This is a genomic window from Microtetraspora malaysiensis (assembly GCF_050947145.1).
In the GTDB taxonomy this organism is placed as follows: domain Bacteria; phylum Actinomycetota; class Actinomycetes; order Streptosporangiales; family Streptosporangiaceae; genus Microtetraspora_A; species Microtetraspora_A malaysiensis.
In genome coordinates this window covers 4,432,410-4,445,429 of record NZ_CP191998.1, presented here as the reverse complement: position 1 = coordinate 4,445,429, position 13,020 = coordinate 4,432,410, and the positions used below count along the sequence as shown (strand labels likewise).

General features: G+C 71.1%; 14 protein-coding genes and 1 pseudogene. 13 read left to right on the top strand and 2 right to left on the bottom strand.

The window, feature by feature from the left end; translation table 11 throughout:
• The first annotated feature begins 82 nt into the window (after nt 1–82).
• The 13 genes from ACQP1V_RS20950 to ACQP1V_RS20890 all read left to right on the top strand — a co-directional run bounded on the left by ACQP1V_RS20950 (nt 83) and on the right by ACQP1V_RS20890 (nt 11,993).
• Nucleotides 83–1,003 (top strand): SIS domain-containing protein, encoded by a 921-nt coding sequence (locus ACQP1V_RS20950; protein WP_433425498.1) that lies wholly within the window; start codon nt 83–85, stop codon nt 1,001–1,003.
• Complete coding sequence (locus ACQP1V_RS20945; RefSeq protein WP_387409683.1) at nt 990–1,670, top strand: D-sedoheptulose-7-phosphate isomerase; 681 nt, start codon at nt 990–992, stop codon at nt 1,668–1,670. Before ACQP1V_RS20950 ends, ACQP1V_RS20945 begins: the two co-directional genes overlap by 14 nt.
• 175 nt (nt 1,671–1,845) lie before the next feature.
• Complete coding sequence (locus ACQP1V_RS20940) at nt 1,846–2,238, top strand: hydrogenase maturation nickel metallochaperone HypA (RefSeq protein WP_433425496.1); 393 nt, start codon at nt 1,846–1,848, stop codon at nt 2,236–2,238.
• Complete coding sequence (locus ACQP1V_RS20935) at nt 2,186–2,464, top strand: HypC/HybG/HupF family hydrogenase formation chaperone (protein WP_067127017.1); 279 nt, start codon at nt 2,186–2,188, stop codon at nt 2,462–2,464. Before ACQP1V_RS20940 ends, ACQP1V_RS20935 begins: the two co-directional genes overlap by 53 nt.
• A gap of 6 nt (nt 2,465–2,470) precedes the next feature.
• A complete protein-coding gene (gene hypD, locus ACQP1V_RS20930; protein ID WP_433425494.1) occupies nt 2,471–3,598 on the top strand; it encodes a hydrogenase formation protein HypD in 1,128 nt (375 codons plus the stop codon).
• Nucleotides 3,595–4,734, top strand: coding sequence for a hydrogenase expression/formation protein HypE (gene hypE / locus ACQP1V_RS20925; RefSeq protein ID WP_433425492.1), 1,140 nt, complete (start codon nt 3,595–3,597; stop codon nt 4,732–4,734). Before hypD ends, hypE begins: the two co-directional genes overlap by 4 nt.
• Nucleotides 4,735–4,777: 43 nt before the next feature.
• Nucleotides 4,778–5,764 carry an NADPH:quinone reductase gene (locus tag ACQP1V_RS20920; protein ID WP_433425491.1) on the top strand — a complete coding sequence of 329 codons (987 nt, stop codon included), beginning with the start codon at nt 4,778–4,780 and terminating at the stop codon, nt 5,762–5,764.
• A gap of 83 nt (nt 5,765–5,847) precedes the next feature.
• Nucleotides 5,848–6,831, top strand: a complete 984-nt coding sequence (locus ACQP1V_RS20915) for a carbohydrate-binding protein (protein WP_433425489.1) — start codon at nt 5,848–5,850, stop codon at nt 6,829–6,831.
• Nucleotides 6,832–7,026: 195 nt separating this feature from the next.
• Complete coding sequence (locus tag ACQP1V_RS20910) at nt 7,027–8,391, top strand: alpha/beta fold hydrolase (protein ID WP_433425487.1); 1,365 nt, start codon at nt 7,027–7,029, stop codon at nt 8,389–8,391.
• Between the two features lie 12 nt (nt 8,392–8,403).
• Entirely contained in the window at nt 8,404–9,078 is a 675-nt protein-coding gene (locus ACQP1V_RS20905) for a response regulator (RefSeq protein WP_433425485.1), read from the top strand.
• Nucleotides 9,075–10,478, top strand: coding sequence for an ATP-binding protein (locus ACQP1V_RS20900; protein WP_433425483.1), 1,404 nt, complete (start codon nt 9,075–9,077; stop codon nt 10,476–10,478). Before ACQP1V_RS20905 ends, ACQP1V_RS20900 begins: the two co-directional genes overlap by 4 nt.
• Nucleotides 10,475–10,954, top strand: coding sequence for a hypothetical protein (locus tag ACQP1V_RS20895; protein ID WP_433425481.1), 480 nt, complete (start codon nt 10,475–10,477; stop codon nt 10,952–10,954). The genes ACQP1V_RS20900 and ACQP1V_RS20895 overlap by 4 nt, the downstream gene beginning before the upstream one ends.
• 79 nt (nt 10,955–11,033) lie before the next feature.
• Complete coding sequence (locus ACQP1V_RS20890; protein WP_433425479.1) at nt 11,034–11,993, top strand: NAD(P)/FAD-dependent oxidoreductase; 960 nt, start codon at nt 11,034–11,036, stop codon at nt 11,991–11,993.
• 5 nt (nt 11,994–11,998) lie between these two features.
• Here ACQP1V_RS20890 and ACQP1V_RS20885 read toward each other — a convergent pair.
• Together ACQP1V_RS20885 and ACQP1V_RS20880 are read right to left on the bottom strand one after the other, a co-directional pair.
• Nucleotides 11,999–12,049, bottom strand: a pseudogene (locus ACQP1V_RS20885) (hypothetical protein); the annotation flags it as partial.
• A 44-nt stretch (nt 12,050–12,093) separates the two neighbouring features.
• Complete coding sequence (locus ACQP1V_RS20880) at nt 12,094–12,768, bottom strand: SDR family NAD(P)-dependent oxidoreductase (protein ID WP_433425477.1); 675 nt, start codon at nt 12,766–12,768, stop codon at nt 12,094–12,096.
• Between the last annotated feature and the right edge of the window lie 252 nt (nt 12,769–13,020).

Here is a 13,020-nt window from a genome sequence, read left to right as displayed (position 1 = left end):
CCCCCGCCCGGCGCTCCAGGTCCGCCCCCGCCACGACCACGAAACGTAGCCTGACGGCCACGCGGAACAACGGAGCGTACACATGTCTGTCGCAGCCACCATGCAGCTCGCCCTCCGGGACGCCTTCCTCCGCCGGGACTCACCCGGCCACGCCCTCGCCCGGGACTCCACCCGGGTCGCCGAAGCCTGCCAGGCCATGGCCGACCGCTTCCGCCGCGGCGGGAAACTCATCGTCTTCGGCAACGGCGGCGCCGGCGCCGACGCCGCCCACATCGCCGTCGAGTTCATGCACCCCGTCACCGTCGGCAAGCGTGCCCTGCCCGCCCTGGCCCTCAGCAACGACGCCGCCACCATGACCGCGATCGGCGTCCGTGAAGGCCTCGCCGAAACCTTCGCCCACCAGCTCGCGCACTGGGCCGCCCCCCACGACATCGCCCTCGGCATCTCCCGCGACGGCCGCTGCGCCAACGTGCTGCGCGCCCTGCGCACCGCCGCCGACCGCGGCCTGCTCACCGTCGCCCTGCTCGGCGACGTCCCCCCGCCGCCGCAGGGGGAGTCGCCCCGCATCGACGCCGACCACGTCCTGCTCGCCCGCTCCACCGACCCGGCCGTGGTCAAGGAGATCCACGTCACCGCCTACCACCTGCTGTGGGAGCTCGCCCACCTCTTCCTGGAACACCCCGCCGCGCAGCAGCCCGCGGACGACACCCAGCCCCTCGCCCAGCCCCACACCCAGCCCCACACCCAGCCATGGCCCGTGGCGGCCGAACAGCCGCCCCCGGCCTGCGGCGACACCTGCACCACCTGCGCCGACCAGGCCACCCCCGCCACCATCGTCCAGCTCCTGGACGGCGGACTGGCGCTCGCCGACACCGGAACCGGGACCGGCACCGAAGAGATCAGCGTCGCCCTCGTCGACGCCGCCGTCGGCGACACCGTCCTCATCCACGCCGGAGAGGCCATCGCCGTCATCACGAAAGGAACCGACCATGGCCGTCGTTGACGAGCCGCCATCGGAGGAGATGCGCGGCCTGTACCCCTTCCTCTATCCCGACCAGGACCACCTGCGCTCCGTCCTCGCCGAGGCCCAGCGCTCCACCGAGGCCAAGGCCGCCGAGATCGTACGGCTCCGCCGCCACCTCGCCGAACTCGACGGCGACCGCCTCATCGCCTGCGCCCAGGAGATGGCCACCCGCTTCGCCGCCGGGGGACGCCTGTTCGCCTTCGGCAACGGAGGGAGCAGCACCGACGCCCAGGAGGTCGCCACCGCCTTCCTCCACCCTGACCCGCCCGCACGCCCGCTGCCCGCCCTCGCCCTCACCAGCGACGTCGCCGTCGTCACCGCCCTGTCCAACGACGTCGGCTTCGACGTCGTCTTCGCCCGCCAGCTCGCCGCGCTCGCCCGCCCCGGCGACATCGCCCTCGGCCTGTCCACCAGCGGCGGCTCCGCGAACGTCGTCCACGCCTTCCGCGAAGCCGCCCGCCTCGGCCTGCTCACCGTCGGCCTGGCCGGCGACCGCGGCGGCCGGCTCGCCGAACTCGGCCTGCTCGACCACCTCTTCGTCGTGCCCTCACCGTCCGTGCACCGCATCCAGGAGGCGCAGACCACCCTCTACCACGTGCTGCGGGAACTCACCCAGCACGCCCTAGGCGCCTCCCTGCCCGCCTGACCCGGCCCATCCGGCCCGTGCGGCCGATCCCGGCTGATCCCGGCTGATCCCGGCTGATCCCGGCTGATCAAAATGCCCTGACCGGAAATTTCCCGATCACAGCACCACCGCCCCCACCGGCCGGGAATGACTACGCAACGTAACCATTCGCCACTCCCGGAACGGGGTGACCACCGTGCATGAAATCGGGATCGCCGAAGCGATCCTCGACGCCGTCGAGAAGCGCGCCGCCGGCCGGCCCGTACAGCACGCCCGCGTCCGCGCCGGCGCCCTCCTGCGCATCAGCGAGCCCGCCATCAACCAGGCCTTCGCCATGGTCTCGGCCGGATCACCCGCCGAAGGCGCCCGCCTCGAACTCGTCATCATCCCGGTCCGGCACGTCTGCCGCACCTGCCGCCACGTCACCACATCCGACGACGCCTTCGCCTCCTGCGACGGCTGCGGCGGCATCGACATCGTCACCGAAGGCGGCGACGAACTCATCCTCGAATCCATCCAGACCACGGAGGCCGACCATGTGCCTGGGCATCCCCGGCGAGATAGCGGAGATCCTGCCCGACCATCCTGACCTCGCCATGGTCGACATCAGCGGCGTCCGGCGCGCCATCAACATCGGCCTCCTCGACCGCGAGGACCTCGCCCCCGGCGACTGGGTCCTCATCCACGTCGGCTTCGCCCTCTCCAAGATCGACGAAGAGGAGGCCGCCGCCGCTCTCGACTTCCTCAACAGCATCGGCGACCCGTACGAGGACGAGATCGCCGCCCTCCGCGAATCCACCATCGACCAGGGGTGACACCCGATGCGCTTCGTCGACGAATACCGCGACGCCGGGCAGGCCCGCGCCCTGTCCGGCCAGATGGCCGCGCTCTGCCGCCCCGGCCGCACTTACAAGTTCATGGAGGTCTGCGGCGGCCACACCCACACCATCTACAAGCACGGCCTGGAGGACTACCTCCCCGACGCCGTCACCCTCATCCACGGCCCCGGCTGCCCCGTCTGCGTCATCCCCATGGGACGCCTCGACGACGCCATCCACATCGCCGAGCAACCCGGCGTCATCATGACCTCCTTCGGCGACATGATGCGCGTCCCCGGAGGCCGCGGCTCCTTCCTCGACGCCAAAGCACGCGGCGCCGACATCCGCATGGTCTACTCACCCCTCGACGCCCTCAAGATCGCCAGACAGAACCCCGGCAAACGCGTCGTCTTCATGGCCATCGGCTTCGAGACCACCGCCCCCTCCACCGCCATGACCGTCCTGCGCGCCGAAGCCGAAGCGATCCACAACTTCTCCGTCTTCTGCAACCACGTCACGATCATCCCGGCGATCAAAGCCATCCTCGACTCACCCGACCTGCACCTCGACGGCTTCATCGGCCCCGGCCACGTCTCCGCCGTCATCGGCTGCCGCCCCTACGAGTTCATCGCCCACACCTACGGCAAACCCCTCGTCGTCACCGGCTTCGAACCCCTCGACGTGCTGCGCTCCGTCTACCAGATCCTCACCCAGCTCACCCACGGCCGCAGCCAGGTCGAAAACCAGTACGCCCGCGTCGTCCCCTGGAACGGCAACCCCAAAGCGCTCAACGCCATCGGCCGCGTCATGGAACTGCGCCCCTACTTCGAATGGCGCGGCCTCGGATCCATCTCCCACTCCGCGCTCCAGATGACCGAGAAATACGCCGCCTACGACGCCGAACGCCTCTTCCACATCCCCGGCGTACGCGTCGCCGACCCCAAGGCCTGCCAGTGCGGCGAAGTGCTCAAAGGCGTGCTCAAACCCTGGGAGTGCAAGGTCTTCGGCACCGCCTGCACCCCCGAGACCCCCATCGGCACCTGCATGGTCTCCTCCGAGGGCGCCTGCGCCGCCTACTACAACTTCGGCCGGTTCTCCCGCCAGCGCGTCAAGGAGGCGACCAGCCCGTGAACACCGACCCGAGCGAGGAGACCACCGCCCCCTGGGCCGAGACCGCCGTACGCGAAGCCGGCCACCTCCACCGCCCCACCCGCGAAGACCAGGTCCTCGAACGCATCGAACGCGCCCGCCGCGGCAAAGCACGCATCAGGGAAGAACTCATCACCCTCGCCCACGGCGCCGGAGGCAAGGCCACCCACACCCTCATCGAAGCCGTCTTCCTCGAGGCGTTCCGCAACCCCCTCCTGGAACCCCTCGCCGACGGCGCCGTCATCGGCGACCTCGCCCTCACCACCGACGCCTACGTCGTCAAACCCCTCTTCTTCCCCGGCGGCGACATCGGCGACCTCGCCGTCAACGGCACCGTCAACGACCTCGCCATGTGCGGCGCCACCCCCCGCCACCTCACCGCCTCCTTCATCCTCGAAGAAGGCCTGCCCATCGCCGACCTGCGCCGCATCACCGCCTCCATGGCCGCCGCCGCCCGCGCCGCCGACGTCCACATCGTCACCGGCGACACCAAGGTCGTCGAGAACGGCAAAGCCGACGGCTGCTACATCACCACCGCCGGAATCGGCGCCCTCGACCGGGGCGCCGCCCTCAGCGCCGCCTCCGTCACCCCCGGCGACGCCGTCATCGTCTCCGGCCCCATCGGCGACCACGGCATGACGATCATGCTCGCCCGAGGCGAACTCGACCTGGAAGCCCAGCTCACCTCCGACACCGCCCCCCTCCACGACCTCACCGCCCGCCTCCTCGCCGCCTGCGGCGACGCCGTACGCTGCCTGCGCGACGCCACCCGCGGGGGAGTGGCCACCGTGCTCAACGAGATCGCCGCCGCCTCCCGCACCTGCGTCATCCTCGACGAGAACGCCGTCCCCATCCGCCCCCAGGTACGCGGAGCCTGCGAACTCCTCGGCATCGACCCCCTCTACGTCGCCTGCGAAGGCCGCATGGTCGCCGTCGTCGCCCCCCACCGCGCCGACGCCGCCCTCGACGCCCTGCGCTCCCACCCGCTCGGCGCCGACGCCGCCCTCATCGGCCGCGCCGGCGACGACCCACCCGGCCTGGTCCTGCTCAAGACCTGTTTCGGCGGCACCCGCATCGTCGACCTCCTCGTCGGCGACCCGCTCCCGCGCATCTGCTGACCACGCCCCGACCGGGACGGGACCGCGGGAAAGGAACCCCACCATGAGCACCCCGCGCATGCGCGCCGCCTACGTGACCGAACTCGGCCCCGCCGAACGCATCCACGTCGGCGACCTCCCGCTGCCCGAACCCGGCCCCACCGACGTACTCGTCCACGTCGACGCCGTCGCCGCCAACCACGTCGACACCTACGTCCGATCCGGCCTCTACCGCACCCCCACCCCCTTCCCGTTCGTCATCGGACGCGACCTCGCCGGCACCGTCGCCGAGACCGGACCCGGCGTCACCGGCTTCGCCCCCGGCGACCGCGTCTGGTGCAACAGCCTCGGCCACGGCGGCCGCCAGGGCTCCTTCTCCACCCACGCCGTCGTCCCCGCCGACCGGCTCTACCCGCTGCCGCCCGGCGTCGACCCGGTCACGGCCGTCGCCGCCCTTCACCCCGCCGCCACCGCATTCCTCGGTCTCTTCCGCGACGCCCGCGTCCGCCCCGGCGAAACCGTCGTCATCGGCGGGGGAGCGGGCGCCGTGGGCTCCTGCGCCGTCACCATGGCCGCCCGCGCCGGAGCCCACGTCATCGCCACCGCCCGCCCCGCCGACACCCCCTACTGCCACGACCTCGGCGCCGCCGAAGTGTTCGACTACCGCGACCCCCACCTGCTCACCCACCTCGGCAAGGCCGCACCCGACGGCGTCCACGTCCACTGGGACACCTCCGGACACCACGACATCCCCGGCGTCACCCCGCTCCTCGCCCGCGGCGGCCGCGTCCTGCTCACCGCCGGCATCAGCGCCCGCGCCGAGATCCCCGTCGGCTCCCTCTACACCAGGGACGTCCGGCTGCTCGGCTTCGCCCTCTCCAACGCGAGCGCCGCCGACCTCGCCGACGCCGCCGCGCTGGTCAACCGCCTGCTGACCGCCGGAACCCTGCGCGTGCGGATCGGCGACATCCTCCCCCTGGACCAGGCCGCCGAAGCCCACCGCATGCTGGAGGACGGCCAGACCACCGGCCGCGTCATCCTGCGCCCGTGAACCGGACCCGGCCCGCGAACTCCTTCCATATCACCCAGTTATGGAAATTTGTAAGGTGTTCCGCTGATCCGTTCCGTGTCAGCTTGGGTGCAGTCAAGGCGCCCCGGGCCGGACCGCGCACCCAGCTCACGCCGCCGGCCGCCACCCACACCCGCCGGCGTACCGCCGAGCGCGGCGCCCCGGACCGGGCCGCCTCACCCCCGACACCGAGAAGGCCACTGATGGACACCGAGAACACGCCCACCGAGCAGGGGCGCAAGGGCATCACCCGCAAGACCCTGCTCAAGGCCGCACTGGTCGCCCCGCTCCCGCTGCTGGTCGGACAGATCCCCGCACTGGCCCGCGACGCACGGGGGACGGGGGAGCCGCTGACCCCGACGCCGTACTGCTCCGACCACGACGACCCGACGGTCCCGCAGATCGAAGGCCCGTACTTCAAGCCCAACTCGCCGCTGCGCACCACCCTGGCCGGCCCCGGCACGCCCGGCGTCCCCCTCACGTTCACCGGCTACGTCTTCGGCCTCTCCTGCCAGCCCCTCGCCAACGTGCTCCTGGACTTCTGGCAGGCCGACGACAACGGCGCCTACGACAACTACGGCTTCACCTTCCGCGGCCACCAGTTCACCAACGCCCAGGGCGCCTTCACGCTCACCACGATCGTCCCCGGCCTCTACCCGGGCCGCACCCGCCACATCCACGTCAAGGTCCAGGCGCCCAACCGCCCGATCCTCACCACCCAGCTCTACTTCCCGGGCGAACCCCGCAACAGCACCGACACCATCTACGACCCGCGCCTGCTCATGAACGTCCGCAACGCCGGAGCCGGCAAGGAGGCCACGTTCGACTTCGTGCTCAACGTGCCCGGCGGCGGGCCCAGCCCCTCGCCGAGCGCGTCGCCCACCGCCTCCCCGAGCACACCCCCCGGCGGCACCTGGAGCGCCGGCACCGTCTACCAGGCCGGAGCCACCGTCACCTACGGCGGCGCCACCTACCGCTGCCTCCAGGGACACGCCGCACAGGTCGGCTGGGAGCCCCCCAACGTCCCCGCCCTGTGGCAGCGGATCTGACGCACACCCCGCCGCCACACCCGCCCAGCCGCCGGCCACGGACACCGGCGGCCGGGCCCCTCCCGCCGACGCCCGGTCACCCCGCCGGTCAGCGGCCATCCTGCGGAGCTCGCGCCGGCCGGCGGCCACTGTTACACACTCATCACGTATCCAACGTCACCCGATAACGTCGATCCAGCAAGCTCTCCACCTGTGATGACGAAACTCCTTCTCGCCGCCGTTCTCAGCCTCGGCGGCGCCCTCGCGCCGCAGTCCGCCTCTGCCATCCAGTGGGAGAAGTGCCCGCCCGACCCGCCTTACCCGGCCCCGGGCGAGGGCATCGAGTGCGGCACGGTCAAGGTGCCCGTGAACTGGTCTCTACCGGGCGGCGAGCAGATCAAGGTCTTCGTCTCCCGCAGCAAGGCCCGCAAGCAGAAGCTCGGCACACTGGTCACCAACCCGGGCGGCCCCGGCAATCCCGGCGCGACCCCGGTCATGATGGCCCCCGAGGAGTTCCCCGACGAGATCCTCGACAGTTTCGACATCATCGGCTTCGACCCGCGCGGCATCGGACGCAGCCACCCCATCCAGTGCGACGACACCCTGATGACCAAGACCTTCACCCCACCGGCCACCCAGACGGCCTGGAACGAACTCGTCGCGCACAACCGCAGGCTCGGGGAGAGCTGCCGCAAGAAGACCGGCCCGCTCTTCGACCACCTGGACACCAGGTCCGTCGCCCGGGATGTCGAGGCGATCCGCCGCGCGCTCGGCGCGGAGAAGATCAGCTTCCTGGGCCAGTCGTACGGCACGCTCATCGGCCAGCACTACGCTCAGCTGTTCCCGGACAAGCTCGACCGGCTCGTCCTGGACGGCGTCGTGGACCATGGCCTCAAGACCGCCGCCGCTCACCTGCTCGACGGCGCCCAGGAGGCCGAGCGCGTCTACCGCGAGCATCTGGACCCGGCCCAGAGCCGTACCGTGACGCTGCTGTTCGCCAGGGCCGACAGGGGCACGCTCAAGCACGGGAAGACCACCGTCACTCCGTACATGCTGACCGTGTTGCTCAACCAGTATCTCGGCACCGACCACATGGAGAAGGTCATCAACAGCCTCGCCACGGGCAAGGGCGAGGTGCCCTTCTCGTCGTCGTACGCCGAGATCATGCATCGGGCCGCATGGTGTCAGGATTTCTCGGTCGCGACGACGTTCGCCCAGTTCGGCAAGGCGATGGCCACCGCTCGCAAGGCCGCCCCCGGCATCCGCTACAACTCCCAGTCCACGAACTTCGTGCTCGGCTGCCAGGGCTGGCCGGCGAAGGTGACCAACCCGCCTGCGACCCCGGAGGTGAAGGGGGTGAACGCGCTGATCGCCACCTACGAGCGCGATCTGGCGACCCCGAAGGCATGGGCGGGGCGCGTGGCGGCCCGCATTCCCGGCGCCGGGCGAGTCGTCCTCCCGGCCACCGGCCACATCACCTACCGCCGATACGCCGTCACCGACGCCCAGAAGTGCGTGCACCGCGAGGTCACCGGTTTCCTGATCACAGGACAGGGCTCGGGCACCACCTGCGGCAGCTGATACTCGAAGACCATGGCTCGAGTACTCATCATCGAAGATGATCCGTCCGTCCGCGACGGCATGGAGCTCGTCCTGGGCCGCTACGGCCACGACGTGCTCGCCGCCGCCACCGGCGAGGCCGGGCTCCACCTGTTGCGTGACAGGCCCGACATCGTGGTGCTCGACCTGATGCTGCCAGGTATGGACGGCTTCGAGGTGTGCCGGCGCATCCGGGCCGCAGGCCCGATCCCGGTGATCATGCTGACCGCGCGCGGCGACGACTTCGACGTGGTCGGCGGGCTGGAGGCCGGCGCCGACGACTACGTGGTCAAGCCGGTCACCGGCCGTGTGCTGGAGGCCCGCATCCGGGCGGTGCTGCGCCGCGTCGAGCCGGGGCCGCAGCAGGTCGACGTCGATGACTTCGGTGATCTGCTCATCGATCGGGCGGCGCTCACCGTGGCGAAGAACGGCGTGAAGATCACGTTGCCGCCGACCGAGCTGCGGCTGCTGCTGGAGCTGTCGGCGGCCCCCGGCCGCGTGTTCACCCGCGAGCGCCTTCTGGAGCTGGTGTGGGAACACGACTACCTGGGCGACTCGCGTCTGGTGGACGCGGCGGTGGCCCGGCTGCGCGCGAAGGTCGAGGACGTGCCGGCGAAGCCGCGTCACATCCAGACCGTGCGCGGATTCGGCTACAGGTTCGATCAGTGAGGTTCGGTGGGCTCCGCACCCGGACGGCGGCCATCTTCGTGCTGGTCTCGGTGATCAGCTCGGCGACCGCCACCGGCCTGCTCTATCGCCAGTCGCGTAACTTCGTGCTCCAGCGCACCCAGGACGCGGTCATGGAATCCTTCCGTGACCGCGTCTCCGCGCTCGCCCGGGAGCTGGACGTGCCGCCCGGCCAAGACGAGCTCCGCCGCTTCGCCCTGTCGGTGGTGCCCGCCGTACGGAACGGGGTGGTCATCACCCACTATGGCGGCCTCACCGTCGCCTCCGACGACCGCGCTGACCGTTCGCGTGTGACGGCGGATCTGCGCGCGGCGGTGACCCGCCACGCCGCACTGTCCTGGCAGCGGGTCCAGTACGGCGCCCGCCCTTGGTTCGTCGTCGGCGCGCCCGTCACCTTCGAGAAGTCGGGCCGGTCCTCCGGCCTGGAGGTCTACGCGATCGTGAACCTCCTCCCGGAAGAGGAGGACATCGGCCGGCTCCTGCGCGACGCCCGCAACGGGATGCTGCTTGTCGCCCTCGCGGCGGTGGCGCTCGCGCTGCTGGCCGCCCGCGCGGTGCTCCAGCCCGTCCGCGACTTGAGCAGGGCCGCCCGCCGCCTGGCCGCGGGCGACCTGGCCGGCCGCGCAACCGTCCGAGGCTCGGACGAGCTGACCGAACTCACCCACACCTTCAACGAGACCGCCGCCGCGCTCGAGACCAGCGTCGGCGAACTGCGCGACCAGGAGGCCCGCGCCCGGCGCTTCGTCGCCGACGTCTCCCACGAACTGCGCACCCCGCTGGCCGCGATGGCCATGGTCGCCGAAGTCCTCGACGAGGACGCCGCCATGATGCCGCCCGACAGCGCCCGCGCCGCCCGCACGGTCAGCACCGAGGTCGCCAAGCTCACCCGCCTGGTCGAGGACCTCATCGAGATCTCCCGTTTCGATGCGGGCGCGGCGGTGCTCAATCCGGCCGATGTGGACGTGGCCGACTCGATCCGGGCCACGATCGCCGCACGCGGCTGGCGCGACCTGCACCTCGACCTGCCCCCGGGCGTACGCACCCGGCTGGACCGCCGCCGTCTCGACGTGATCGTGGCCAACTTGATCGGCAACGCGCTGCGTCACGGGGCAGCCCCCGTGACGGTACGGCTCCGCGACATCGGAGCCGAGCTGGAGATCGAGGTGGCCGACCGGGGGCCGGGCATCGACCCGGCGGCGATCCAGCATGTGTTCGACCGGTTCTACAAGGCGGACGCGGCGCGTACACGGTCGGATGGCAGCGGTCTCGGGCTGGCGATCGCGCAGGAGAACGCGGCGCTGCACGGTGGGCGGATCAGCGTGGAGAACCGCCAGGGAGCAGTGTTCACGCTGCGGCTTCCGAAGAGCCGGGCCGCACAGTGAGGCGGGCGCTCACCGCGGTGGCGGCTCTTGCCGTACTGGCCGGGTGCGGAGTCGCGCCGACCGGCGTGCAGGGGGGCGGCGAGCCGCCCACCGGAATCGACAACGGGATGCGGCTCTACTTTGTCTCCGACTCCGGCCTGCGCGGCGTGCCCCGGCAAGACCATGACCTGCGCGACCTCAATGGGATCGTCAAGTTGCTCATGGCCGGTCCGACCCCGGATGAGCAGCGAACCGGTTTATCCACGCTCGTCCGCATCACGGGCACCTTCCGGGTCTCGTCCAGGAAGGACAGGGTCACCCTGCGGATCGCCGACCAGGATCTGGCGACATCGGCCCAAGGCCAGCTCGTGTGCAGCCTGGCGCGCGGGCAGGCCGTCCTGACCGGCGCGCGCCCCGACCGTGTGGAGGTGACGATCGACATCGGCGAGCGCAGCGCGGGTCCGTACCGCTGCCCGCAGTTCCTCAACCAGGGGTAGCGGCAGTCCCACTTCTTAAGCTCGTGCTTCCTTCGGGCTCCTTGCTGGTCCGCCGCCCTCCGCTCGACGCCCCGCCCCCGTGCGGCACGAACCCACCGTCGATGTGCGGCAGGGCCGCCAGGTGACCGCGCTCACCATCCGGGACGGACACCCTCCACGGGTCATGGGAGTACAGGTAGGCGGAGACGCACACCGGGCGGACCTCGTCATCGACGCGTCCGGACGCCGCTCACCGGTGCCCGCCTGGCTCACTGCGGCCGGATGCCGTCCGCCCGTGATCGACAGCCACCGCACCGGGATCGCCTACCTGTGCCGCTGGTATCGCCTGCGCACCGACGGCCCACGCGACCCCGGCCGGGTGAAGACCGGCTCAGCGGTGCCGTTCGCGCTCGCAGGCGTCTTTCCCTCCGACAACGACATCTTCGCGGTGAACCTGGTCCTCTCCACTGCCGATCCGACCCGCGCCGCGCTCACCGATCCCGCGGTGTTCGAGACCGCCGCCCGACGCTTCCCCTCCACCGCCGCCTGGCTCGACCTGGCCCCGGAACCGCAGTCCTCCGTCCTTGCGATGGCCGGCCTCGACAACCGCTGGACCGCCCTCGCCGACAACGACGGACCCATCGTGACCGGCCTGGTCAACGCAGGCGACAGCCTCGTTCACACCAACCCCACCATGGGCCAGGGCGTAGCCCTCGGGCTGCGTGCCGCCCAGCAACTCGCCACCCACGTCGACCAGGTCGCCGCTGACCCCACCGGCTACCACGCCTGGACCGCCCAGACCCTTCACCCCTTGTTCGACGCGCAGGTGGCGGCTGACCGCGCGAGCGAACAACGCCTCGCCCACGGCTCGCCGCCCACCGACGTGCGGGCCGCCGCGCAGGCCGCCTGCGCATTCGACGATCCCGTCGTCATGCGGGCCAGAGCCCAGGTACGCCACCTCCTGAGCACAGCCGACGACGCCTACGGCAGCGACGAAGTGCACGAGCGCGTCACCGCCTCCTCGGTGGACTCCCAGACCGCGACGTTCATCAGAAGTTGACTGTCCGCCGTTCTCTTGTGCATCTGCAGGGAGACGAATCCCGGCTGGGCCTTCATGAACTCCGCCTGCCTCGGAAAGAGGGTCAGGAACGCCTCGGTCCTCACACGGTGAAGACGCGCTCGACTTCGTTGCGCTGCGTGTGCAGGTCCCAGTAGAGGGGGGCGACCTCCTCGGCCGAGGCCGCCGGTACTCCGGGCGGGCCGTCCGTGCCGATCCACACGCCGATGGCGACGTGCGCGGCCTGGACGCCGGTGTCGGCCAGTTCCTTGTGCAGGCTGAGTACCCAGTTGCGCAGCGCGGCCTGGGCGGTGTTGAGGTTGCCGAGCATCGGAGTGGGGTCGACCGAGCCGGCGCCGTTGGTGTAGAGCAGGGTGCCCGCGCCGGCCTCGCGCATTGCGGGCAGCACGGCCCGTGTGGCGGCAATGGCCCCGTAGAGCAGGAAGTCCATCGCCCACTGCACATCGGACGGGTTGGTCTGGGACGGAGCGGTGAGCGTCGTGGATTCGATGTTCCCGGCCGGGGAGTACTCCAGGACGTCGATGCCGCCGAAGCGGGTGGCGGCGTCCTTGAGCGCCTGGGTGAGTGCGTCATGGTCGAGTACGTCCGCGGGGAACGCGGCGGCGGTGATGCCTTCGGCGTCGAGCTGGCCGACCAGGTCGTTGAGCTTGTCGCGGTTGCGGGCGATGAGAGCGACGTCGAAGCCGTGGGAGCCGAAGGTACGGGCGATGGCCAGGCCCATACCGGGGCCGGCTCCGACGATGGCGATGCTGGGCACAGTGAATCCTTTGCTGGGAAACCCGTTGGGAAAGGGGTGGATCAGGCAACGGTGAGCGCGATCTTGCCGAGCGTGCCGGCGCCGAACGCCTCGCCAGCCTGTGCCAGGTCGTAGGCAGAGATCACCAACACCTTGAGGGCCACTGCGGACGAAGTCGGCCTCCGGACCCGGCTTGGCGGTGGCGATCACGCGCGGGAGCAGTTCTACGAGCGCATTCCAGGTAGTGGGGTGGTTCGGGGGTCGGGGCACATG